The organism is Anaplasma marginale str. Florida (genome assembly GCF_000020305.1).
GTDB lineage: Bacteria > Pseudomonadota > Alphaproteobacteria > Rickettsiales > Anaplasmataceae > Anaplasma > Anaplasma marginale.
This window is the reverse complement of sequence record NC_012026.1, coordinates 399,915-424,066: the sequence shown is the minus strand read 5'-3', so window position 1 is coordinate 424,066 and position 24,152 is coordinate 399,915. Positions and strand designations below refer to the sequence as shown.

General features: G+C 49.9%; 17 protein-coding genes. 14 read left to right on the top strand and 3 right to left on the bottom strand.

The genetic code is table 11. The features are described 5' to 3' along the window. The first annotated feature begins 49 nt into the window (after positions 1 to 49). The 14 genes from AMF_RS06790 (at position 50) to ccmE (ending at position 19,581) form a co-directional block, all read left to right on the top strand. On the top strand, positions 50 to 3,838 hold the full coding sequence (locus tag AMF_RS06790) for a hypothetical protein (RefSeq protein WP_012658914.1): 3,789 nt from the start codon (positions 50 to 52) through the stop codon (positions 3,836 to 3,838). A 417-nt stretch (positions 3,839 to 4,255) separates the two neighbouring features. After that, positions 4,256 to 7,657 (top strand): FAD-dependent oxidoreductase, encoded by a 3,402-nt coding sequence (locus tag AMF_RS06785; RefSeq protein ID WP_010267426.1) that lies wholly within the window; start codon positions 4,256 to 4,258, stop codon positions 7,655 to 7,657. Positions 7,658 to 7,936: 279 nt separating this feature from the next. Further along, on the top strand, positions 7,937 to 8,620 hold the full coding sequence (locus AMF_RS06780; protein WP_010264061.1) for a phosphatidylserine decarboxylase: 684 nt from the start codon (positions 7,937 to 7,939) through the stop codon (positions 8,618 to 8,620). Positions 8,621 to 8,680: 60 nt separating this feature from the next. After that, on the top strand, positions 8,681 to 9,523 hold the full coding sequence (pssA, locus tag AMF_RS06775; RefSeq protein WP_012658913.1) for a CDP-diacylglycerol--serine O-phosphatidyltransferase: 843 nt from the start codon (positions 8,681 to 8,683) through the stop codon (positions 9,521 to 9,523). A 315-nt stretch (positions 9,524 to 9,838) separates the two neighbouring features. Further along, the gene (yidC, locus tag AMF_RS06770) at positions 9,839 to 11,557 is read left to right on the top strand and encodes a membrane protein insertase YidC (RefSeq protein WP_011114285.1); all 1,719 of its coding nucleotides are present in this window, start codon (positions 9,839 to 9,841) and stop codon (positions 11,555 to 11,557) included. 19 nt (positions 11,558 to 11,576) lie between these two features. Then, a complete protein-coding gene (locus AMF_RS06765; protein WP_010264055.1) occupies positions 11,577 to 12,038 on the top strand; it encodes a 6,7-dimethyl-8-ribityllumazine synthase in 462 nt (153 codons plus the stop codon). A 4-nt stretch (positions 12,039 to 12,042) separates the two neighbouring features. Beyond that, on the top strand, positions 12,043 to 12,564 hold the full coding sequence (gene nusB, locus AMF_RS06760) for a transcription antitermination factor NusB (RefSeq protein ID WP_010264051.1): 522 nt from the start codon (positions 12,043 to 12,045) through the stop codon (positions 12,562 to 12,564). 33 nt (positions 12,565 to 12,597) lie between these two features. Continuing rightward, a complete protein-coding gene (gene uvrA / locus AMF_RS06755) occupies positions 12,598 to 15,468 on the top strand; it encodes an excinuclease ABC subunit UvrA (protein WP_010267424.1) in 2,871 nt (956 codons plus the stop codon). 358 nt (positions 15,469 to 15,826) lie between these two features. Further along, complete coding sequence (gene ndhC, locus AMF_RS06750; protein ID WP_010264049.1) at positions 15,827 to 16,192, top strand: NADH-quinone oxidoreductase subunit A; 366 nt, start codon at positions 15,827 to 15,829, stop codon at positions 16,190 to 16,192. A 4-nt stretch (positions 16,193 to 16,196) separates the two neighbouring features. Next, positions 16,197 to 16,724, top strand: coding sequence for a NuoB/complex I 20 kDa subunit family protein (locus tag AMF_RS06745; protein ID WP_011114280.1), 528 nt, complete (start codon positions 16,197 to 16,199; stop codon positions 16,722 to 16,724). Positions 16,725 to 16,729: 5 nt separating this feature from the next. Continuing rightward, complete coding sequence (locus tag AMF_RS06740) at positions 16,730 to 17,293, top strand: NADH-quinone oxidoreductase subunit C (RefSeq protein ID WP_010264046.1); 564 nt, start codon at positions 16,730 to 16,732, stop codon at positions 17,291 to 17,293. Positions 17,294 to 18,251: 958 nt separating this feature from the next. After that, a complete protein-coding gene (surE, locus tag AMF_RS06735; protein ID WP_010267422.1) occupies positions 18,252 to 19,037 on the top strand; it encodes a 5'/3'-nucleotidase SurE in 786 nt (261 codons plus the stop codon). Then, on the top strand, positions 19,038 to 19,175 hold the full coding sequence (locus tag AMF_RS10520; protein WP_010264029.1) for a hypothetical protein: 138 nt from the start codon (positions 19,038 to 19,040) through the stop codon (positions 19,173 to 19,175). Then, entirely contained in the window at positions 19,159 to 19,581 is a 423-nt protein-coding gene (ccmE, locus tag AMF_RS06730; protein WP_010267421.1) for a cytochrome c maturation protein CcmE, read from the top strand. Before AMF_RS10520 ends, ccmE begins: the two co-directional genes overlap by 17 nt. Before the next feature lie 92 nt (positions 19,582 to 19,673). On the opposite strand, the gene pyrF is transcribed toward ccmE, so the two are convergent. From pyrF to leuS, 3 genes are all read right to left on the bottom strand, one after another. Continuing rightward, positions 19,674 to 20,360 carry an orotidine-5'-phosphate decarboxylase gene (gene pyrF / locus AMF_RS06725; protein ID WP_037350003.1) on the bottom strand — a complete coding sequence of 229 codons (687 nt, stop codon included), beginning with the start codon at positions 20,358 to 20,360 and terminating at the stop codon, positions 19,674 to 19,676. Beyond that, complete coding sequence (locus AMF_RS06720) at positions 20,350 to 21,138, bottom strand: TatD family hydrolase (protein ID WP_010264018.1); 789 nt, start codon at positions 21,136 to 21,138, stop codon at positions 20,350 to 20,352. The genes pyrF and AMF_RS06720 overlap by 11 nt, the downstream gene beginning before the upstream one ends. Before the next feature lie 323 nt (positions 21,139 to 21,461). Continuing rightward, entirely contained in the window at positions 21,462 to 23,936 is a 2,475-nt protein-coding gene (gene leuS / locus AMF_RS06715; RefSeq protein ID WP_041660065.1) for a leucine--tRNA ligase, read from the bottom strand. Positions 23,937 to 24,152 lie beyond the last annotated feature (216 nt).

The window sequence follows — 24,152 nt, the reverse complement described above, 5'->3', positions numbered from 1 at the left end:
TCATTAATTTTTTAATAAACTTCCGGATCCTTTACACAAGGTAATCTTTATGAAAAAGAAAACTAAACAATCGACAGCCAGTATGCCTGAGGATACTATTCCGTTACTTTCCGAATATGAGAGTGATTTAGAAGAATCAAAAACTTCTAATCCTAAAAAGGCGACAAAAAGTCCTGCGGCTCCTAACAAGAGTTTTTTACATAAAGGTAAACACGGTACGCTTGCTGAGGACACTATTCCTTTACTTTCCGAATATGAGGGTGATTTAGAAGAATTTGGGACTGTTAGTCCTACAAAAACAACAAAAGGTCTTTCTGTTCCTAAAATTCCTAACAGCAGCATTTCATATTCAAAGTTAAAAAATGAAGATGACGTGTCCGCCAAGAAGGCCCCTGGATCTTCTTCGAGCAGCGACCTGGGCAGTGACTCGGGCGTAGGTTCGAGCACCTCCTCGAGCAAAACCTCTGTTCGCAAAGGAATTAAGACTGCGATTAAAAAGACAATCACCGCCTTTAACAAGAATGCTAAAAAAGAACAGGCATCTTCCTCCCCGTCAGGAGCACAACCCACAACGTGGTATGTTAACCCATTGGATGTCTCTGACGTTGACAACGAACCTGGTCAGGCAAAACATTGGGCCCAAGTTGAGGACCTTTTGGGTGATGAGTTCGACACCTTTGCAAGGTCACGTTTATCGTCAGTATCGGCAAGCAGCGACTTTGAATTCAGAACTGGAGAGCAATACTACGGCGCTATAGATAGAGAGTCAGACAGTGTCGTAGAACCAATATATGAGACCATAGACCCACATTGGCGAGAACGCGCTAATGTTGCACCAGAACCTGCGTATGATACTCCACGAAATTCGCAGATAATAAGCCAAAATGCCGCAACCAAGGCGGAACCTGTATATGATACCCCACGAAATTCACAGCTAGTAGGGCAAGCAGCCGCGGCTACAGCGGAACCGGCATATGATACTCCGCGAAATTCGCAGCTAGTAGGGCAGTCAGATAAAGTAGAGCTAATATATGACGCCGTGGACCCACAGTGGCAAGAATACGCTAATGTGACCAAGGCAGAACCTGTATATGATACCCCACGAAATTCACAGCTAGTAGGGCAAAATGCTGCGGCTAAGGCAGAACCTGTATATGATACCCCACGAAATTCACAGATTCTGGCACAGCAGCGACCCACAGCCAGCAAACAGCCAGCTGGGGACACTCGGGCAGTAACTTCGCCGGTAGCAGCTCCAAGAAGGGTCCTTGATGCGGGAGAACAAAAATCCTCCCCTGCACCACAAAACGTGAGCAGTGCACCTATCGCGCAGCAGCCAGCACCAGCTGCCCAAGCGGTAAGCCCTACTCCAAGAACTGCTGCGCGCGAGACCAGAGCAACAACATCTGCAGCGAAGCCAGCTGTCGCACCGAAGCCGGTAGCTGCTCCTGCATTGAACACTGGCAGCGCTATGCCTAGCGTTCAACAAAGGAAAGCTATGCTTGCTGAAAAGACCGGCCAAGTGACTGAAGCTGGCTCGCAGAGCCCTCAACGCTCTACCCAGTCGGAAAGTGCTGCGCGTGAGACTAGAACAACAACACCTGCAGCAAAACCAGCTGTCGCACCAAAACCGGTAGCTGCTCCTGCATTGAACACTGGCAGCGCTATGCCTAGCGTTCAACAAAGGAAAGCTATGCTTGCTGAAAAGACCGGCCAAGTGACTGAAGCTGGCTCGCAGAGCCCTCAACGCCCTACCCAGTCGGAAAGTGCTGCGCGCGAGACTAGAACAACAACACCTGCAGCGAAGCCAGCAATTGCACCAGCTGCCCAAGCGGTAAGCCCTACTCCAAGAACTACTGCCGCAACTTCTGCCAATCTCATGGCTGCACAACCCTTTAGAGGTGCAGCAGCAACATTGAAGTCAGTAACTCCGCCAGTAGCAGCTCCAAGAAAGGTCCTTGACACGGGAGGAGAACAAAAGTCCCCCGCACCACGGAACGTGAGCAGTACACCCGGCATGCAGCAACCGGCGCCAGGAGTTGTCGCACCAGCTGCCCGGATGGCGAGCTCTACCTCAAGAGCTACAGGTTCCGCTACAACTTCTACCAAGCTCATGGCTGCACAACCCTTCAGAGGCGAAGCGGCAACATTGAAGCCAGTAACTCCGCCAGTAGCAGCTCCAAGAAATGTCCTTGGCATGGGGGAACAAAAGCCCTCCCCTTCCACATTACAGAACATGAGCAATGTGCCTGAATGCAGCGAAAACGTGGTGCCTAGCGTTCGGCAAAGGAAGGCGATGCTCTCTGACAAGATTGGCCAAGTAACTGAGGCCGGCTTGCAGAGCCCTAAACGTTCTGCCCAATCAGAAAGTACCGTGCGTGAGACTGGGGTAACAACGCCTGCAGCGAAGCCAGCTGTTGCACCAAAACCGGCCGTTGCACCGAAACCAGTAGCTGCGCCGGTAGCAACTTCAAGCAAAACTCTTGGTGCTGGGGAGCAAAAATCTTCTCCTGTGCTGCAGAACATGAGCAGTATGCCTGAGTACAGCGAAAATGTGGTGCCCAGCGTTCGGCAAAGGAAGGCGATGCTCTCTGACAAGATTGGCCAAGTAACTGAGGCTGGCTTGCAGAGCCCTAAACGTTCTGCCCAGTCGGAAAGTACCGTGCGTGAGACTGGGGCAACAACGCCTGCAGCGAAGCCAGCCGTCGCGCCAAAACCGGCCGTTGCAGCGAAGCCAGCTGTTGCACCAAAACCAGCCGTTGCAGCGAAACCAGCTGTTGCACCGAAGCCAGTAGCTGCCTCTGCATTGAACACTGGCAGCACTACACCTGGCGTGCAGCAAGGGAAAGCGATGTCCTCTGACAAGATTGGCCAAGTAACTGAAGCTGGGTTGCAAAGCCCTAAACGTTCTGCCCAGTCGGAAAGTACTGCGCGTGAAATCCAGGACGTACGCAAAAACTCCGCCCAAACACGTGAGTCCAGAGCGGAATTTGCCAACCGGCTGAACGCTTTACTCACAAACAGAAACACGTTTGCGCAGGAAGCTTCCAGGGCGGAAAAACCAAAGGTCGTGGCTAGCACTCCTAAACTTTCCACCCCTGCTTCTGCTCCCGCACAAATAGATTTCAATGAGCTCAAAAGCAAGGCAGCTGCATTTAGCGCCGCACTGGCAGAAAAGGCACGTGCCGAATCAGCTGAGCAGAAATCGCCAACCGTGGGCAGCAGCGCCACACCACCAAGTGCAGTAGCAAAGAAACCGGGCTTAGCCCCCGTTCACGAGAATGCCAGGAGCACAAACCCGGGGTTTGTAGATGAGTTGAAGAAAGTACTTTCAACCAGAAATGGTTCGTCACAAATCGATAAGCCTGCAACTGCAGCAAAAACCTCGGCGCAACAGGCCTCCGTTGCTCAACAGCATGGTGATGTCACTGGGTCTAGAACAGCCGACGCGAGCACACAGAAGATTTCTAAAATCAGTGCAAATCCTGCATTTGCAGGGGCCATACCAACCTTGGAAAGAATGCTGGCAGAGCGGCAATCAACGCAGCAGGCCGAGCGAGTTATCGGCGGCCATTCCGGTGCTCAGAAAGCTATGGGCAATGGGATTTCCTACTCGGATATGGTCTCTACAGGAAGGCAAGGCGCCCCCAGCATGGGCAATCTAGAAGGGGCGGCGGGAAGAAAATCCCCTGCATCAGCGGAAAAGGCAGGCAGATCCGCATCCACTTCTTCACAAAAAGATGGAGAGCAGACCCAGCAAGGCAAGCATGTCTCGTCTTTGATGCGCGGATTCGATTCTTCCAGCGCGACTCCACCTGCAAGAGGAGCTGCGCGTTAATCGCTGTAGCTACTCCGATGTACTAAGCTTGGGTACATAGTGCTGCACAGCCACCCGGTAACGGTGCTGGTTGTGCGGCACACAGTTTGTTATCAAGCACGGCAAAATCCTAAAAGATTGATCGCGCTGTATTTCATTTACAATGATTAAGGTAAGAGGCAAGGCTAATTACCTATCTAACCATAAATCCGAATACCACAAAAACACCAGCCACAGGGACTGGATGCCGCCGGCACTAACGGCAACCACTTGGAATATCAGGCACAATAGCATATACTTGGCGCAGTTTGTCCGCAAAACGTACTATTATAAGGTGCACTCACCCCGGTGTGTTTGCCGGCTGGGTGGCCTGCATCTGTGGCACGCGGACGCATTTTGTTGCGGTAGACGCACGGTTATTATTTTCCGAGAGAGCACATGTGTGCAGTGGACGGGCAGATTCCCGCAGATACAATAGACAACCCCAGGTGTGTGAATGTAGTGAGCCAAGAAGGCTTATACTCCCACGCGGGCCTGGAAAGGTTGGATAGATTGTTTCTCAATGCAGTAAAAAAGCACAGCTTCACATTGTTTGAGCAGCTGATAGGCGCGCGTAGTAAAGGCATCGGGAGCTCGGAAATCATAATAGAGCTGGCATATGTACTGGAACAATTCATAGCGCAGCTGTTCGGCATAGAGGCGGAAATGGGGCGGGATTGGGAGCTCCACACAAAATCCCTAGCTCTGCACAAATGCAAAAGGACATTCGTACACCGTTATGCATTAAAAAAATACGGTAGCCCGGAAGGGTTGAACTTAACCACAATAACAGACGCGCTGTCAGAATTTTTCAGCATTCCGGTTGAAGAGTATAGCTTTGCACAGCAAGTGAATCTATGGTTGGAAGAGCCAGAAAAGTACGAGCCTCAGCTGGACGTAGCGGCAAAATATGCTGCATACATGGTGCACTTGGGTAGCGAGTCCACGCTGTTTCATGTACCAAGCAAGACGGATTTCAACAACCTAATTCCCGTAAACACGGTACAGAAATTCGGGCTAAATTTAATTACAGCAAAGACCTCCACGGCAAGAGAGGGCTTTAACATAGCGAAGCCGCCATCATCTGAACGTGCGCTGAGCGAGGTACACTACTGCATTACGTGCCATAAACAAAAACGCGACAGCTGTTCTAAGGGTATTGTGGACAAGCTGGGAAATGTGAAGGCCTCCGAGCTCGGCATTCCTATGGGCGGGTGCCCAGTTAGGGTGAAAGTCTCCGAGGCAATACTTTTAAGGGCACAAGGGCTCATCGTGGCGCCACTTGCAGTTGTTGTGGTGGATAATCCTATGTGCGTGCTGACTGGGCACCGCATTTGTAACGACTGTATGCGTTCATGCATATACCAAAAGCAGCAACCCGTGGACGTCCCCTACATAGAAACTCACATATTAGATAATGTGCTAAATCTCAGCTACGGGTTCGAGATATATTCTTTGTTTACCAGGTGGAATCCACTTTCCTTCACAAATGTGCTGCCTAAACACTCCACTGGGAAAAATGTCTTGGTTGTAGGCCTTGGTCCCGCCGGTATTGGTTTATCCCATTACCTACTTAATGAGGGGCATAACGTGGTGGCAATTGATGGACTAAAAATTGAGGCGCTACCAGAGCGTCTTTCGGGCATCACGGCAACAAACCAAAAATGCGCCTTTGATTTGGTCAAAGATGCCAAGAGCGAGTTATTTGAAAACCTGGATGATAGGCCATCATACGGCTTTGGGGGGGTATCTGAATACGGAATTACAGCCCGATGGAACAAGAATTATCTCAAAGTTGCAAGGCTGCTTCTTGAAAGGAGAAAAAATTTCACCATGTACGGCGGAGTGCGGCTGGGTGGCACTATAGACGTTGAAGATGCGTTCGCCATGGGCTTTCATCACATCGCTCTCGCCACGGGCGCCGGCTCACCCAGAATTCCGCAAATGGGGAATATGCTTGCGAAAGGAGTAATGACGGCATCTGCCTTTCTTATGTCATTACACCTGGGCAATGCAACGCAGTTCAGCTCTCTTACTAACCTACAAATTAGGCTTCCAGCGGTAGTAATTGGCGGTGGATTAACCGCAGTAGACGCAGCAACCGAATTACTCGCATACTACCCAGTGCAGGTCGAACACTTTTTATTGAAGTATGAGGCTCTCGTAAAAAAGCTGGGCAAAGATGCAGTAGAGGGCAGCTGGGGCGAGGAAGAACGGGCAATTGCCCACGAATTCCTAAGCCACGCGCGCGAAATTAGGTCAGAGAGAACAAAGGCACAACAAGAAAAAAGGCAGCCAGATTTTCTGCCACTTCTACAAGCCTGGGGGGGAGTAACAATCATCTACCGCAAAAGCCTGAATTCCTCCATCGCATACAAATTGAACAGTGCAGAGCTCGAACATGCCCTATCCGAAGGAGTGTATTTTGCCGAAAGTATGCAGCCAAGCGAAATAATGCTAGACGAGTACGGCCACGTTTCCAACATTGCGGTAAAAGACGCAGAAGGCAAAGAGAGGCACATTGCGGCAAGAAGCGCCATAATCGCGGTAGGTACGCACGAGGGGCACCACGTATTGGAAGAGCGTAACATCCTCTTCAGACCAACAAAGGATGCAGTGTGTAACCAAGCGGGGCATCACTTAGAAACCGCATCATTAGATGAGCGAAGCTTTTTTATCTCCCGCGATAAAACAATAAGCGCCTTCGGAGACCTGCATCCCTATTATAAAGGTAGCGTGGTCAAGGCACTAGCAAGCGCAAAAAACGGGTATCAACTGGTAACACAGGCGCTGGAGAGGGGCCCCAAACACTGTAGCAGCGAGATGTTTTTGGAGTCGGTCCGTGGGTGCTTCTCATCACACGTAACCTCTGTTACCTATCCGGCGCGGAATATAGTCGAACTGACAATACACTCTCCCATTGCGGCGCGCAAATTTAAACCTGGGCAGTTTTATAGGTTGCAAAACTTCGGTAGCGCCCATCCGTACGCCAAACATACACAGCTTCTGATGGAAGGAGTGGCAGTGACCGGGGCTTCTGTGGATAAGGAAAATGGCACAATAACCGTCGTGGTGCTTGATGTGGGGGGGTCTTCGAAGTTATGCAGCCAACTGCGTGATGGACAGTTAGTAAGCTTGATGGGGCCCGTAGGCACTCCGACCGAAATACCAAGTGACGAGAACGTGATGTTGGTAGGTGGTGGTGTGGGAAACGCGGTGCTGTTTGCAGTCGGCAAAGCATTGATAGCAAATGGATGCAAGGTTTTGTATTTTGCCGGCTACAGAAGCCTCGAAAGCGTTTTCGGAATACGCTCTATAGAAGCTGCATCGCACACCACCGTGTGGTGCTGTGAGGACGGCGCCATCAAGCACGAACGGCCGGAGGACATATCGCACCATGGAAACATTATAGACGCGATACAGGCTTATAGCGCCGCAAAAAACTCTACGATAAAATTACAATCAGTCGACAGAATAATCATGGTAGGATCCAGCGGCATGATGTCCGCAATTTCCAGTGCAGTGAGAGGAAAGTTGCGATCCTGTTTTAAAGAGCAAATAAAGATTGTGGCCTCAATAAATTCTCCAATGCAGTGCATGATGGGGGGAATATGTGGACAGTGCATCCAGCGCCATATTAATCCATCAACTGGCGAGGAAAGCTTTGTTTACAGCTGTGTAAACCAGGACCAGTGCGCCAACGCGGTAGATTTCGAATTCCTACGCAGCAGGCTACAACAGAACAGCGTTCTCGAGAGATGTACATCCTTATGGGTTGATCACCACTCAGAACGACGGTAACTAGGCCGCTCCCACCTTACCTGCAGCAGGCGCGTAGTGCACCCACCAGGTTCATGAGTTTAAAAACCGTCACCGTAGCGCGTTTTACAGTATTCATAGTTGTGTAAAGCAGTAATTTCATCTAATGGTGATTGCATGCAACAGAGATTCACAATTTGTGTCCACTATATGTTAATAGAGAGGTATTTAAATTACGTATGGTTGGGCACAGAGAAATTGCAATCCTTGTAATAACCCCTTAATATCTATCTGAGTTATTTGCGGTATGTAGTAGTGTACATGAGTTTTCCTAGTATTCACAGGCATGGGTACCCATTCATATGCCTGGCCTTTCTTTGTTCGTGCATTGGTTTCGCGCTCTCTTCGAGCTTGGGCGTAATTTTCGCAATGATAACTGCACTTTGTGCTTACTTTTTCCGCGATCCCATACGCGTCATACCGTTAAATGACGCATTGGTAGCGAGTCCAGCGGACGGGGTTGTTACTTCAATTGTGGAGGTCGAGTCTCCCTTGAACGATGGCAAGACAGTAACCAGAATAAGCATCTTTCTTAGTCTGTTTGACGTGCACGTTAATCGCGTACCTGTTTCCGGAGTGGTCAAGTCCGTTGAGCACCGGCCCGGCAGTTTCTCCTCTGCAGGTTCGGGTGGAGCAGTAAATGAGAATGAGCGCGTAAGGGCAGTGATTGAGTCATCCGTAGGTGGTCACTGCATAGTGGTGGAGCAGATTGCCGGGGTGCTGGCACGCAGGATAGTGTGCGATCTGGAGTCCGGAAAAGCTGCAAAACTTGGTTCGAGAATGGGAATTATCAGGTTTGGAAGCAGAATGAACATTTACATCCCTGCGGGGATGCCAGTATCCGTGGCGGAGGGTCATACGGTAGTGGGTGGGGAGACCATAATCGCCTCACTTGATGCTGATATGGCTACTGTTCACAAGGATCTGACTTTCGATAAGGTATAGATTGCCCGCAGCACACATTTGTGCTAGTCTCGCTACCTGCAAGTTTGCGGTCACCATCTGATGAGTAGTGACGGAGCTAGGGAGAAGAGGGCTGGTCACTGCTCCCCGTCAATAACAAGATTGCTGCCCAGCATGGTCACCATGCTGGGGCTTTGTTCAGGGCTCACCTCCATAAGATATACGTTCGCTGGGCAGTGGGAGCCGGCCGTAATTTTTATTGTAGTTGCCGCGCTGATAGACGGCCTTGATGGCAGGGTGGCCAGAATGTTGAATTCAGCCACAACCTTTGGTGCGCAGCTTGACTCTTTCGCTGACTTCTTGAGTTTCGGAGTTGCCCCAGCGTTTTTGCTGTATTTTTGGCTACTGTACAGCATGCGCGTGGTTGGGTGGGTCTTGGTCATGATATTCGTAGTGTGCATGTCCATAAGGCTAGCGCGGTTTAATGTTTCGTTATACGACGAGGACGAGAAGGAAGATTGGCGAAAATGTTTTTTCGTCGGGGTGCCGGCTCCAATAGGCGCGTTGCTATCGTTAATTCCGGTCATGCTGACATTCTATGATGGAGACGTACGGTGGATATCAGACAGAATACTGAATAAAAACACAGTCTCTGCATACTTGGCATTTGTTGCGTTTTTGTCCGTAAGTAATATTCCTACCATCTCGGCCAAACATCATAACATTTCCCGGCGGTGGTTTTACATGTTAGTCACGATTCTTGCCGTGCTGATGGTGCTTGCGATCACAAACCCGTGGGTCATACTCCCCCTGATGGGCGTGTTATACTTCGTCTCCATACCAATAGGCGGCATTTACTACGCGTACATAAGTGCGCGTAGCACCGCAGCAAAAATGTCCAAAGCCCGCAAAGCCGTTAGTAGTACAGAGCAAAACACAAAATAGTACTGTGGCCTTCCCCTACGTAACACAGATCGGGTTGTGCCGGCGTGTAGCGTCTGCGTGGCATAATCTGTAGACCCGTAGTTTGTTCGTGTGTCATACAGGCACAACCAATTGGGTATACGGCGTGAGAATGCATTGCTAGCAATGTTTTCCCTAATTACGTGTCCTGTAAGCGACTTTAGTCGCGCTGTTGTGCAAACCTCGGTAGATCCGTGTTGCCTTGTGGTGCTTTATATGTTAGCCTCAGTCCTCCGGTTGTGGCGCTTTAAGCAAAATGTGGGCAGATCACCGGTGCGACCCGTTATTGTTTGGTATATGTCAGAAGCTCGTAATTTGGTGCTCGCTGTAGTAGCCTCTGTCGCCGTTATGGTGGGGTGGAGGTTTGTGTATGAGAGAGTATTGGTTAAGGAATATCCTCAACAGCAAAGGGAGGTGGTCTCGGAATCGCTGATCCCAGAGGCAATGGATGTTGCAGAATACAGGCCCAGGGTCGATGCAATAAATTCAGTGCCGCGTGTTAGGTTGGGCAACACCAGTGTTCGCGCCTCAATATCTCTAAAAGGCGCTTTGGTAGACGATGTCTCTCTCACAAAATACCAGGTGAGTACAGATAAACACTCCGAGAACGTCGTTCTTATGTCGCCAGAGGGCACTCGGGAAGATTCCATAGTAGAATTCGGGTGGATTGACCCTGAACACAAAACGAAGGTGCCAGATAAAAATACGCTGTGGGAGGTTGAGCAGGGCTCTGAAGCCTCTGGTGAGGGCTCAGCTACCCTCCGCTGGGACAATGGGCAGGGGCTGGTCTTCAGATTGAGATTTTCCATAGACAGAGCGTACATGTTCAGCGTCTCTCAAGAAGTGGAAAATTCCACGGGGGAGGACCTGCGTTTGTCGTACTATGGTAGGATAAATAAGGCGCATGCCCAAGACGGCAAGTCATATTGGATATCTCATGAGGGTGCAATAGGGAGCTTTGGCCATGGCCTACAAGAATGGACTTACAAAGACATGCAAAAAGGCAGTGGTGCCAGAGTTGGCGCAACGAATGAGGGCACCGGGAGCCACTGGATTGGCCTAGCAGACAAATACTGGTTTACAGCCTTGGTCCCCTCATCCGACAAAGGCAAGTTGGCTTTCCGCGCTAAGCACGTTCCAAGGAATGATGTCGACCATTTCCAGGTGGATTTCAGCAGATCTTATGGCACAATTCCGGCTGGCGGAAAGGCCGAGTCCACAACACAGCTTTTCATAGGCGCCAAGGAGCTGGCAGTGCTAGACAATTATCGCAGTGGGCTTAACATACCACTGTTCGATAAGGCTGTGGATTTTGGGGTGCTATACTTCATTACAAAGCCGGTGTTCCAACTGTTGCAGTACTTTCACAAGGTTGTCGGGAACTTTGGCTTGGCCATCGTTATGCTCACTATTGCAATCAAGCTTGTGGTCTTTCCCCTCTCCAGCAAATCGTACGTCTCTATGTTCAAGCTAAAGAAGCTACAGCCCGAGATTTCTAGAATCAGAGAATTGCATAAGACCGATGATGTCAGGATCAGCAAGGAAATTTCTGCACTGTTTAGAAAGCACGGTGTCAGCCCCATGTCTGGTTTCCTTCCGATATTGGTTCAAATACCGGTGTTTTTTGCCTTGTATAAGGTCTTGTTCGTTACCATAGAAATGAGGCATGCCCCGCTTTTCGCCTGGATACAAGACTTATCAAGCCATGATACAGCAAATCTTTTGAACCTATTCGGGCTACTTAGGTTTGAGCCTCCAATATGTGTGGGAGTACTGCCCATCATACTCGGCATAACCATGGTGCTACAACAGAAGATCAACCAGCAAGACCAAGCTACCCAGGATCCTTACGGCGTCATGAAGTTTCTGCCGTACGTTTTTGTATTTATATTTTCTTCCTTTCCTGCCGGGCTGGTGCTTTATTGGATATGCAGCAATGTGATAACCATGCTGCAGCAGTTGTTTGTGCGCCGTTTTATTTTCGATAGAAGAGATCTCGTCAACAATTCCGCGTGAAGAAGAGTATTTGGTGCATATGGGAGTGGGCATGCAGAACAGCTTGAACGTTTTGATAGTCATTGGGGATTTTTATCCTGAGATATCCAAGCTCATGATAGCTGGTGCAGTCGCGAAATTGCAGTCTTATGGCGCGGCTAGCGTTGAGCATGAGGTCATAACCGTACCTGGGTCTTTCGAGGTCCCTGCGGCAATCTCATTCGCAATCATGAGTGATCGGGAACGCCATGATGGCTATATAGCACTCGGATGTATTGTCAAAGGAGCAACCAACCACCATAATGTTATCTCGTCCTCCGTGTCGGCCTCTTTGGGAGATATTGCAGTGCAGCATGTAGTGCCCTTGGGGTTTGGTATTATAACTTCCGACAGCATGGAGCTTGCCCTGGAAAGGGCAGACCCAAATGGCAAAGATGTTGGTGGTAACGCGGCCACGGCTGTGTTGAGAATGATAGAATTGTACAAGAGGTTTCTTGGGTAAGTTTATGGAAGCAGACAGCAAATCTGATGATCTTCCCTGGTATTCCGGCAAGACTTCCGCCAGATTTCTTGCCGTGCAGGGCGCATATTCCATGATGTTTTCTTCCTACGCAGCGGAGGATTTGGATGGGCTGTTGGAGCATCTGTGCGAGATGCGTGGCGTCTTCGGGTTGGGAAGAGTGGACAAGAAGTTATTGACCAAAATTCTCCGGTCTATGCTCGCTAGGTGTTCCGAGATTGACGCCACAATTTCTGAGCATATCAATAAAAACTGGTCCATGGACAGGATAAACCTGGTGAGCCTGTCTATAATGAGAGCAGGTATATGCGAACTGCTGTGTTTCAGCACCAATGAGAGCATTGTTATAAACGAGTATGTTGATATTGCATCCTACGCGCTGGAGGATGCAGAGGTGAATTTTGTTAACGCCATACTCAACAAAGCTAAAACGGTGCGTTTTGGGCGCGGTACAGAAGTGCAAAACCCTGTTTCTGATGGGGTTGCGTTGCTGCCAAAAAGTTGTTAGTTTAGTCTCTATAGCAAGCAGGTGTAACCGGTAGTGTCTGGTGGAGTGATAAGCATCCGAGGGGCCGGGCAGCACAATCTTAAAAACATAGATTTGGATCTCCCCAAAGGCAAGTTAATAGTTATCACCGGGGTCAGCGGCTCTGGTAAGTCTAGCCTGGCGTTTGATACTTTATACGCGGAAGGGCAGCGGCGATATGTGGAAAGCCTATCCCCTTATGCAAGGCAGTTTTTGAATTTGCACGCTAAACCCGATGTCGACCATATTGATGGGCTGTCACCCGCAATATCTGTGAGCCAAAAACATTGTCATAAAAATCCGAGATCTACCGTCTCTACAGTAACAGAAATTCATGACTACCTCAGGCTGATGTACGCTAGAATCGGTGTGCCTCATTCTCCAGCCACCGGCAAACCCATATCAAGGTTGTCCGCGTCCAGAATTGCCCAAGAAGTTGTTGGGCTGCCGATCGGTACAAAGTTGCACATACTAGCCCCGATAACCCAGGCAAAGGGCGGGGAACTCTTGAAATCAATAGCCGAGATGAGAAGGCTCGGCTACACGCGTTTGAAGATTGATGATACAGTATATGATATAAACGAAATACCGCCACTACAGCGAGATAGCACGCATAAAATTTACGTGGTGGTTGATAGAGTCGTTATTGCCCAAGAAAAATCGAACAGGATACCAAGCAGTGTGGAAAACGCACTGCTAATCGGCAAGGGGATAATGCACGTTGAAATAGTGTCACTCCCACAGGATTGCGCCGCGCAAGAGTACCAGCCTGGCCAGATTTTGGTATTTTCGGAACATTTTATCTGTCCAGAGAGCGGGTTTCACATAGGAGAAGTGGAACCCAGATTATTTTCCTTCAACACAGTTTGTGGTGCATGTAAACATTGCTTGGGAATGGGTCGAAATCACGCAATAGATATCAACCTAGTCGTCCCTAACACGGAGCTCTCAATACTCGAAGGGGCAATTGACCCTATGGGGCCGATTAGGCCACCCGCTAATACCTATCACGGGCCCAGTTTCGCCCACCAATGCGCACATGAAATAGCCCTTATTGCAAAAATGCACGCTATTGATCTCTCCATCCCATGGTGCAAGATGGACGAAGGGCTCCGCAACGTAATCCTATTCGGCAACAAGGACGGAACATTAAATACGGAGTTCAAACCAGCCGGGAGCAGGGGTATATTAGGCCTACTCAATGAAAGTGGTAATATAGTAGCCGAAAAGATTGCCGAAAGGTACTCTGTTTCTAGCACATGCCCACACTGTATGGGCTTTCGCCTATCTCCAGAATCGTTATCAGTAAAAATAGATGGCAAGCACATCGGCGAAGTGTGCGCATTCTCGGTAGATGAGGCAATCGCGTGGTGCGAGGGCCTACCAAGCAAGCTTTCTGAGTATGAAAACGCAGTCTGCACAAAGCTGCTGGAGGAAGTGGTAAAGCGGTTAAAATTTCTCAGTAATGTCGGGCTCAGCCACCTAACTTTGGATCGTGAATCCAGAACTCTTTCTGGGGGAGAAAGCCAAAGAATAAAATTGGCGTCGCAGATTGGCTCGGGCCTTACCGGGGTTTTATACGTACTTGACGAACCATCTATAGGGCTACATCAGCGCGATAATGCGCTACTGATCAACACACTGAAAAATCTGCGAGATATGGGCAACACTGTGGTAGTCATTGAGCACGATGACGAGATGATGCTAAACGCGGACCATATAGTGGATGTTGGCCCTGGAGCAGGTACCCACGGTGGAGAGATAGTCGCTCAGGGTACGACCGAAGACATAGCGGCAAGCAAAGAAAGCATCACTGGAAAATATTTAAGTGGCGAGATGCGCATAGACCCCCCCAAAGGGAAAAAGTCTTTCACCAACTGGATAGAAATAAAGGGGGCGCGGAAAAATAACTTACAAAACGTGGATGTGAAAATCCCCATCGGTGGCTTTACTTGTGTCACAGGGGTCTCCGGAAGTGGAAAATCGAGCCTGATTTGGGACACTCTTTACAAATACGCGCTGCACAGAGTTGACGGAGAGCCCATCAGACCAGACATAGAGTGTGATACCATACTGGGTTTAGAGAATATAGATAAGGTAATAGAGATTGACCAGTCTCCCATAGGTAGAACTCCCGCTTCAAATCCGGCAACTTATGTTGGGTTGTTTTCACACATACGGACGTGGTTCGCGGGGCTACCGCTGGCAAAGTCGCGCGGCTATACCGTAAGCAGGTTTTCTTTCAATGCCAAAGGCGGTAGATGCGAAACATGTAGGGGGGACGGATACATTAGAATTGAAATGCATTTCCTGCCGGATATGTACGTAAAGTGCGAAGAGTGCCACGGATTAAGATACAACCGAGAGACGCTTGATGTAACCTACAAAGGCAAATCCATTGCAGACGTGCTTTGCATGACTGTGGATGAAGCGCTGGAATGTTTCAATGCGATTCCGTTGATCAAAGAAAAGCTCCACGCCTTGCGGGAGGTCGGCATGGGCTATGTACGAATAGGGCAGCCATCTACAACACTCTCCGGGGGTGAGTCACAAAGAGTCAAGCTCTCAAAGGAGCTGTCTAAGCGCTCCACCGGAAGGACGCTGTATATTCTTGACGAGCCGACAACCGGCTTGCACATTTCTGATGTGAAAAACTTGCTGCGTATTTTGCACATGCTGGCCAAACTCGGAAATACGGTCGTGGTGATAGAGCACAACCTGCACGTTGTAAAAACCGCAGACTACGTAATAGACATAGGCCCAGAGGGCGGCGATAGAGGGGGGAGTGTAGTGGCATTTGGCCCTCCGGCGGAGCTAGTCAAGCAATACCCAAATAGCATAACAGCGCAGTACTTGCTGCCATATTTACAAAACCCTAAGACATAAGCGTACAACGCAAGGACGAAGGTGGTAAACCATACCTACCACAGACAAAAGCAATTGTGCCCTGTGCGAATCCACCGAGCACGTTCAAAATAGATCACTCAAAAGCCCGAGTTAGAGAAACTAAAATCAGCAAAGCGCGTGAAAGCTCCCAAAACGAGCAACCACCCTGCCCCAACCTTTTAAGCTACTGAAGCGGGTATGGGGAACATGAGAAAACTGGGCCACAGCACCATGGCATACTCAAACCACAGGCTAATTAACGGCACTGACGATCACACCCCATACAACCATTGAAAATTGACACCCAGCGAGAAATTTGCAAGAATCTGGAGTGTCCTTAAAGTGGCGTAGGTTGCCCATGCCAAGCGTAGGTGATTATTCTTCAATACTGCTGTTTATCATGCTTGCCGCAATGGTGTCTTCGGTGTTCGCCGTGCTGCCCGCCTTTCTGGCTGGAAAGAGGGGCAGTCTCGGTAAGTTGTCTCCGTATGAGTGCGGGTTTGATCAGGGCGAAGCACCTGACTCCTCCTCTTTTGACATAAAATTCTGTGTTGTTGCAATTCTGTTCGTCATATTTGACGTGGAAGTGGCATTTTTATTCCCATGGGCTGTATGCCTGGGCGCAATCGGTGCATTTGGGTTCTGGTCCATGGTTTTTTTCGCGGGGCTGCTTGCCGTGGGGTTTGTTTACGAATGGGGCGTCGGTGCCCTTGAGTGGGAGTAAGGACATGGAAAACCAGCAACACCAAGTTCTGGAGCAGGAACTGTGGCAGGGCTATAAGGACCGTGGCTTTGTCGTCACCAAATTTTCTGATTTGGTCGACAGCGTGGTGCGGTGGTCCCGCAGTGGGTCGTTATGGCCCATGACGTTCGGCCTCGCCTGCTGCGCGGTTGAGATGATGCACACAGCGGCCAGCAGGTATGACCTTGATAGATACGGCGTTATGTTCAGGGCCAGCCCCAGGCAGGCAGACGTTATGATAGTCGCTGGAACTTTAACGAACAAAATGGCACCGGCGCTGCGCAGGGTGTATGACCAGATGGCTGAACCTAAGTACGTCATCTCGATGGGGAGTTGCGCCAACGGTGGCGGATATTACCATTATTCTTACTCAGTCGTCCGTGGGTGTGATCGCATAGTGCCCGTGGACATCTATGTTCCAGGCTGTCCGCCAACCGCAGAGGCACTGCTTTACGGGATTTTGTGTTTGCAGCAGAAGATAATAAGGGGTAACCCCGGAGTGAGGGGGGCGTAGGGGCCATGCAGCAAAGTGTAGAACATGTAACAAAGCACGTAGGTAAAATCCTGAAGCGGGAGGTTGCGGTCAGAAGCGACGGGGTATTAGAATGCCGGCTGGAAGCCGGAGATTTACTTAAGTGTATTACCACATTACGGGATGACGAGAAGAGCAAGTTCAAAATTTTGACCGACATATTCGCCGTAGACTATCAAGCCCGGGAAGCCAGGTTTGACGTGGTGTATATGCTGCTGAGCGTGGCGTTTAATGCCAGAATATGTTGTAAAGTGCCTCTGGTCGAGGGGCACAATGTTCCATCTGTTACTTCGGTGTTCGGGTCTGCAGGGTGGTTCGAGCGTGAGGTGTTTGATATGTACGGCATCGTGTTCGACGGACATCCAGATCTGCGGAGAATCCTGACTGACTATGGCTTTACTGGGCACCCCATGTTGAAAGATTTCCCTCTAACCGGATACGATGAGGTTAGGTACGACCTGCAAAAAAAACAAGTAGTGTATCAGCCGGTGAATTTGCAGCAGGACTTTCGTAATTTTGACGCTATTTCCCCGTGGAAGGGGGAGAGATAATTCTTGGCTCGTCGTCGTATGCAGTGTCCCGCGTGGTCATCTTGAGGGTGCATGGAGGCAGTACATTTTGATCGGGTGCTGTAGCGCGCAGGCTTGGGACTGCGCTAGGTACGGCGGGAGTGTGCCTTAGGCCGGGTGTAGAGTACACACACCATGAGCTGGCACCGCGCTAATAATATTACGGACATGCACGCAGTCCAACCTATTTGTATCGCGAGTGGAAGGGGAATAAGTAACTGCACACTTTTTTCTGTGGCTGCCTCGCGTGGTCATCTTGAGGGTGCATGGAGGCAGTACATTTTGATCGGGTGCTGTAGCGCGCAGGCTTGGGACTGCGCTAGGTACGGCGGGAGTGTGCCTTAGGCCGGGTGTAGAGTACACACACCATGAGCTGGCACCGCGCTAATAATATTACGGACATGCACGCAGTCCAACCTATTTGTATCGCGAGTGGAAGGGGAATAAGTAACTGCACACTTTTTTCTGTGGCTGCCTCGCGTGGTCATCTTGAGGGTGCATGGAGGGAGGCAGTACGGTTTTGGATCGTGTGTAGCGGCGCAGGCTTGGGATTGCGCTAGGTACGGCGGGAGTATGCCTTAGGCCAGGTGCGAGTACTCGCACCATGAGCTGGCACCGCGCTGTCGTCATACTACGGCCATATGCACCCAGCCTCCGTTTGTGCCGTAGAACGATAAAGACCATACGGGCCTATCTCCAGCTTTCTGTAGGCGGGAGGGTGCATTCTGCCGTGCAGCGGGTTATAGGCCGATGTTTGCTCGCGCGGAATGCCGTGCCAAGAACGCCGCGCACCTGGGAAATCATGCTGCCGAGCCAACAAAACAGAGCGTATCTGTCACGGGACCATTTATGCTAATTATTGTCGAGAAGCCCCGAATTAAAAAAAGCGCATGGACATGATCCGTGCTATACTGGGGGGCTTTTGATATTTATACTGTGAATGAGAGTATTACTCACAAACGACGATGGCTTTGACTCCGTAGGCATGCGGGTTTTGAGGGATGTCGTGTCTGGGCATTTCGCTGAGGTGTGGGTGTCTGCACCTGCACGCGATTGCAGTGCTGCAAGCAGGGCACTAAGCGTTCGGACTCCCATTAAAACACATATGAGGGGAGAACGGGAATTTGTGGTGCACGGCACCCCCGCTGACAGCGCGGTGATTGGTATATGTGAGATGACTAGTACGGGTAAGCGGCCGGATTTGGTGATCTCTGGCATCAACTACGGAGCCAATACCGGGTTCACGGTACCGTACTCCGGCACTATTGCTGCAGCTGCTGCCGCATTCGATATCGGCGTTCCAGCAATTGCGATCAGCCAGCAATACAATGGCAAGCGCTGTGACAACAATGTCGAAACGTCGTGGCAGAATTCTAGAAAATCGGTTATGGCTCTGGTTAGTCGGCTGTTGCGCGATACAATGTGGCATGGGAAGTGCATCATGAGCATAAATGTTCCGTACTCGGATGTGCAGGGAGTCAAGTTTGCCGGACATAGCTGCGACGATGGTCATATAAAATGGGATGGGCCATCGATGGAACGGCGCGAGATCACAAGTGGCGACGGGCGCTGTGTATCGTACGTATTTGACGACATGAGATCACCGAATAGTAATGATAATGCGAGTGACACACAACTTTTGGAGCAAGGGTATATAGTGGTGACCCCTATCGGTCACAGTATGACTGATCACGCAACTCTAGATAAGTATTGTGGGTTACAATAGATGTATCCGGTGTACTTGGCGTATTCGCTTGGCTTCGCCGTATTGTTTTTCTTCGCGGCGTTTTTGGTTAGTGACTACTGCGGGGTTAGAAGGTTGCTTAGGAAGGTCATGACAATGGAAAATGAAGAGGAAACATAAGAGGTTACTTTTCGTCCTCGCGTCATTCTGTGCTGCGGGATGCGCGCTGCTGTTCATACTTTCTGAACTGCGAGAGAGCGTATCCTTCTTCTACACCACCAGCGAGTTGTTATCAGGCCCGCAGAGGGAGTCTAACCTACCGGTAAGGGTGGGCGGCATGGTGGTTAAGGGCAGTATAGCCAGAAGCACCGACAGCATATCATTCGATCTGACGGATTTTAAAACCGAGCTCAATGTGGTCTACTCTGGAATGCTCCCCCCGTTGTTCGGAGAGGGCGTAGGCGCGGTGGTAAAGGGAAGGTTGCTACATGGAAAGTTTGTGGCAGATGAGGTGTTGGCAAAGCATGACGAAAAGTATATGCCAAAAAAATATACCATCCCAAAGGCCTTGCCTGAACCGAAATAGACATTCATCCATACGGCCAAAAAGCCCCAAAATGGGCCGCGACCACAACATCCCGGGCACGTTGTGGACACATTGTCGCAATCGAAGCAGAATCAGTGCGCCCCTATGGAGCGGAGAATTTCGTCAATTGCGGCTAATGGATCAGGGCTTCGGGTCACAGGACGGCCAACAACTAAATAGTTCGCTCCATCTGACAGCGCATCCATGGGTGTTTTTGTCCGTTTTTGATCATCAACTCCAGAATTAAAGCGAATTCCGGGAACAACAAGCGTAATGTCCGGATATCTGCCACGTATCACACCGACTTCATGGGCAGAACATACCACAGCTCGCAACCCGGCACCCACAGCCAGGCCTACCAGCCTCATGACGTGAGATTCCAAAGACTCATGTATTCCGAAATCTATGAAGTCATCGCCGCCAATGCTCGTCAAAACCGTAACCCCGGCAAGAAGTATATTTGTATCAGACAAGGCATCAGCCGCGGCGCGCATCATGTCCTTCCCCCCACTCACGTGAATGGTAAGCATGGCAATATTTAAGTCTTTGACCGAATGTATGGCCCTAACCACCGTATTTGGGATATCATGAAGCTTTAGGTCAAGAAACACGGGTACGCCGAGCTCAATTACCTGCCGCACACCAGTAATACCGTATGCAGTGAAGAACTCCAGCCCCAATTTTACCATGGCAACCTTGCCGGATATCGCCTTAGTCACCTCAAGTGCGCGGGTGATATCCATCATATCCAGCGCACAAATTATCGGACTACTGCGCATTGTAGTGACGTGAACACTTGTCAAAAAGTGCAAAGAAGTTCTTGGTGGTAATCTCGCTCACAACCTCTACAGCCTCCCCCCAAATTTGTGCCAAGCATTCTACAACAAGCTTCGTCATCGCCGGGGAATTTTTTTTACCTCGGTGGGGCTCCGGACACAAAAACGGAGAGTCTGTCTCCACCAAGACCCTGTCCCTGGGCACAAACTTGGCGATCTCCCTGAGGGATGCGGCATTCTTAAAGGTCAGTATGCCGGAGAACGATATATATAGTCCGGTATCCAGCGAGCTCCTCGCAAGCTCCATAGACGAGGCGAAGCAATGCATCACGCCCTTAAACGCCCCTGCCCTCATCTCAGAGGCGCAAATCTCCGCCATTTTCGCATCGGCATTTCTGGAATGAATGATTACCGGCAAACCCAACTCCCTCGCTGCGGAAATGTGGGCCACAAAATTTTTTTCCTGGCAGTCCGCGCCATCCTCACATCTATAAAAGTCAAGCCCAGTTTCTCCCAACCCGATGACTTTCTCCCCCCTAGCCAATTCGATCAAATCTTCAGCAGAAACTGACTCTCCTTCTGCAGAGTTGCATGGATGCACCCCCACTGATGCATAGACCTGCTTATGGTTACTGGAAATTTTTAGCAGCGTTGGAAATTCGCTCAGCGTAGTGCAAACAGTCTGCATGAGCGCCACACCGGCATCTGTGGCCTGCTTCACCACATCTTGTATCGCAGAATCATCAAAGTGATTGAGGTGGCAGTGCGAATCTACGATCACATCCAAACCCGGCCGAAGAGCTGCCGTATTCTAACACGTATCCACAGAGACACAACACCGCTCCGCCTCGCAAAACGCGCAGTTGGCCATCTAAACAAGCCGGTTGGTGCGGCGAACCAGTGCACATAAGCTCGCTGGCAGCCATCATATCAACGTAGCGTGGCGTGCGCACTTCGGCTGCTTTTGCGTCGCACTCCACCCACATTATAATTCTACATTATAATTATAGGGCAAGCGCTGTCCTTTATCGCTCAAAACCTGAGTCGCATACCGCAAATGGCCTGAGGACTAGCGTGCACGGCCATGCGGAAATTTGGCGGGTTTTATTTCGTCACAATATTCACAACCCTGCCAGGCACAAAGTAAATGTTGCGCACTTCTTTATCACCGAGCTTGCGCTGCGCAACCTTCAGCGCCTCCGCTTTTACCTCTTCACCATCGCATTGGGCACCCACTTTAAGCGTACTACACAGCTTGCCATTCACTTGCACCGCAATCGTGACGAGATCTTCAGTCAACAAATCTTCTCGCGCAGACGGCCACTGTCTGTTACATAACATACCTTCGCCTCCTATGCGCTCCCATAACTTTTCGGCTATATGGGGGATAAATGGCTCCATCACCCTGAGCAAAATACATACCGATTCATTGATTACTTGCTGGCTCACGCCACACTTTACCATCTCAAAAACCGTGTTGCTCATCTCCCTAAATTTGGCAACCGCACAGTTGAGCCTGCAGTGCTCCATATCCGCACTTAGACCCCGGAGAAGCTTGTGTATGCCTGACAGATAGACGCGGTCTTCAGCTTTCACGTCAGCAGTATCAAAATCTGCGCCTATGGAGCTATTGTCCTCAAACAACCTCCATAACCGCTCCAAGTATCGCCATGCACCCTCTACCCCAACATCTGACCACTCGATGTCGCGCTCAGGTGGAGTGTCAGACAGCATAAATAACCTCACGGTGTCGGCCCCGTATTTTTTTATGATGTGGCTGGGATCCACAACATTTTTCTTGGACTTGCTCATCTTTTCAACTTTCCCGAGCTGTACGGCCTCGCCGTCACGGATCATGCGTTGCGAGTCCTCGGGAAACAAGTAGTTCCCCGCTGCATCTCTATATACGGAGTGGCAAACCATACCCTGCGTGATCAAATTGCGAAAAGGCTCCTCCACCGCTAAATGTCCACATTTCTTAAGTGCTCTGCAGAAAAACCTCGCGTAAAGTAAATGTAATACGGCATGCTCCACTCCACCTATATAATAGTCTACGGGCAGCAATTTGTTGCAGTCGGCTGCGTTGATGCCTCCTTGCTCGCTACAGAACGCCGCAAAGTACCAGGATGACTCAAAAAATGTATCAAAAGTATCTGTCTCGCGCTGGGCGCTTGATTGGCATTTTGGGCATTGAACATGCTTCCATGTAGGATGATGATCTAGAGGATTCCCCCCCCTTGAAAAATCCACCTCCTCGGGCAAAGAGATGGGCAGATCCTGCCTATCCACCGGCACTATACCACACTTCTCGCAGTGTACTACCGGAATTGGGCACCCCCAATAGCGCTGCCTGGATATGCCCCAATCATGCAAACGGTAGTTCGTAACCCGCCTACAGCCGCCCATAGACTCTAGTTTTTGTATCATGGCATTCCGAGCTGCATCAACTCTGAGGCCGTTCAGAAATTCAGAGTTCCTATACGTGCCATCCCCAGAATAAGCCTCCTTCTGCAGGTCATATTGCACACCATCATCGGGAAATACTACCTGGTATATGTCGAGGCCATGCGCGACCGCGAATTCAAAATCCCGTTGATCGTGTGCAGGACACCCAAAAACCGCACCCGTGCCGTATTCTGACAGCACATAGTTTGCAGCGTAGATCGGTAGTTTACGGTCCAGAAGCGGGTGCGTAGCAAAAAGCCCGGTATCCGCACCTATTTTCTGCTTTTCCTCATCACCTGAACACTCAATAATGCCGCGCACACGCGCAGAAAAAGCCTCATCAGTGACATGCCGTAATATGGGATGCTCGGCCGATACTGCACAGAAAGATGCCCCAAATAGCATATGCGGCATTGTGGAAAATACTTCCAGTTTCTGTCCACAGCTGGTTGCAAACTCGAGAATAACTCCCTCAGTCTTGCCTATCCACCGCTCTTGCATGAGCTTGACCTTCTCCGGCCAGCCATCAAGGGTTTTTAGCCCGTCAAGCAGGCTGTCGGCAAAATCGGTAATTTTTAGAAACCATTGGGACAGTTTTCGACGCTCAATTTTTGCACCAGACCGCCAGCCTCTGCCGTCTACAACCTGTTCGTTGGCCAGTACTGTGTTGTCTACCGGATCCCAATTTACCCAGGATTCTTTACGGTAGGCCAGACCTTGCTGCAAGAAATCGAGAAAAAAAGCCTGCTCGTGTTTGTAATAGTCTTCCTTGCAGGTGGCAAGCTCTCTATCCCAATTGTACGAGATGCCAATAGATTTCAATTGCTTGCGCATAGACTCTATATTGCGCTCGGTCCACACCGCGGGGTTGACTCCGTATGACAGCGCAGCATTTTCTGCAGGAAGCCCAAACGCATCCCACCCTATGGGATGCAGAACTTTGAGCCCATGCGCGCGTTTGTACCTTGCGATCACATCGCCAATTGTGTAGTTGCGTATGTGCCCCATGTGGATATTTCCAGAGGGATAAGGAAACATCCCCAAAACATAGCAGTTTATTCCATCATTCCCCGCAATTTTAAAATCCCACCGCTTTTGTATTTCTTGCTCGACAAGCTTAAAGTTATAACCCATACCAAAAAATTCCAACCCGCTGACAAGTCAACATGCCGTTCAGATTATAAACGTTATGCCTACTAAGTACATCACAACCTGACACATAAAAATATGCAATCATAGCATACAAACTCTGCACCGGGATGCATCTTTGCCATGCATAAGTGTGTGCACCGTTAGTATATAACTGTCATAAGAATTACAACCCTAAGCAGAGGCTGATTTGCTTGACGC

Bases quoted from the DNA above. Each gene is read 5' to 3' on its own strand.
- AMF_RS06790 (WP_012658914.1), top strand. From the start codon at position 50: ATGAAAAAGAAAACTAAACAATCGACAGCCAGTATGCCTGAGGATACT.
- AMF_RS06785 (WP_010267426.1), top strand. From the start codon at position 4,256: ATGTGTGCAGTGGACGGGCAGATTCCCGCAGATACAATAGACAACCCC.
- AMF_RS06780 (WP_010264061.1), top strand. From the start codon at position 7,937: ATGAGTTTTCCTAGTATTCACAGGCATGGGTACCCATTCATATGCCTG.
- pssA (WP_012658913.1), top strand. From the start codon at position 8,681: ATGAGTAGTGACGGAGCTAGGGAGAAGAGGGCTGGTCACTGCTCCCCG.
- yidC (WP_011114285.1), top strand. From the start codon at position 9,839: ATGTCAGAAGCTCGTAATTTGGTGCTCGCTGTAGTAGCCTCTGTCGCC.
- AMF_RS06765 (WP_010264055.1), top strand. From the start codon at position 11,577: ATGGGAGTGGGCATGCAGAACAGCTTGAACGTTTTGATAGTCATTGGG.
- nusB (WP_010264051.1), top strand. From the start codon at position 12,043: ATGGAAGCAGACAGCAAATCTGATGATCTTCCCTGGTATTCCGGCAAG.
- ndhC (WP_010264049.1), top strand. From the start codon at position 15,827: ATGCCAAGCGTAGGTGATTATTCTTCAATACTGCTGTTTATCATGCTT.
- AMF_RS06745 (WP_011114280.1), top strand. From the start codon at position 16,197: ATGGAAAACCAGCAACACCAAGTTCTGGAGCAGGAACTGTGGCAGGGC.
- AMF_RS06740 (WP_010264046.1), top strand. From the start codon at position 16,730: ATGCAGCAAAGTGTAGAACATGTAACAAAGCACGTAGGTAAAATCCTG.
- surE (WP_010267422.1), top strand. From the start codon at position 18,252: ATGAGAGTATTACTCACAAACGACGATGGCTTTGACTCCGTAGGCATG.
- AMF_RS10520 (WP_010264029.1), top strand. From the start codon at position 19,038: ATGTATCCGGTGTACTTGGCGTATTCGCTTGGCTTCGCCGTATTGTTT.
- ccmE (WP_010267421.1), top strand. From the start codon at position 19,159: ATGAAGAGGAAACATAAGAGGTTACTTTTCGTCCTCGCGTCATTCTGT.
- pyrF (WP_037350003.1), bottom strand. From the start codon at position 20,360: ATGCGCAGTAGTCCGATAATTTGTGCGCTGGATATGATGGATATCACC.
- leuS (WP_041660065.1), bottom strand. From the start codon at position 23,936: ATGGGTTATAACTTTAAGCTTGTCGAGCAAGAAATACAAAAGCGGTGG.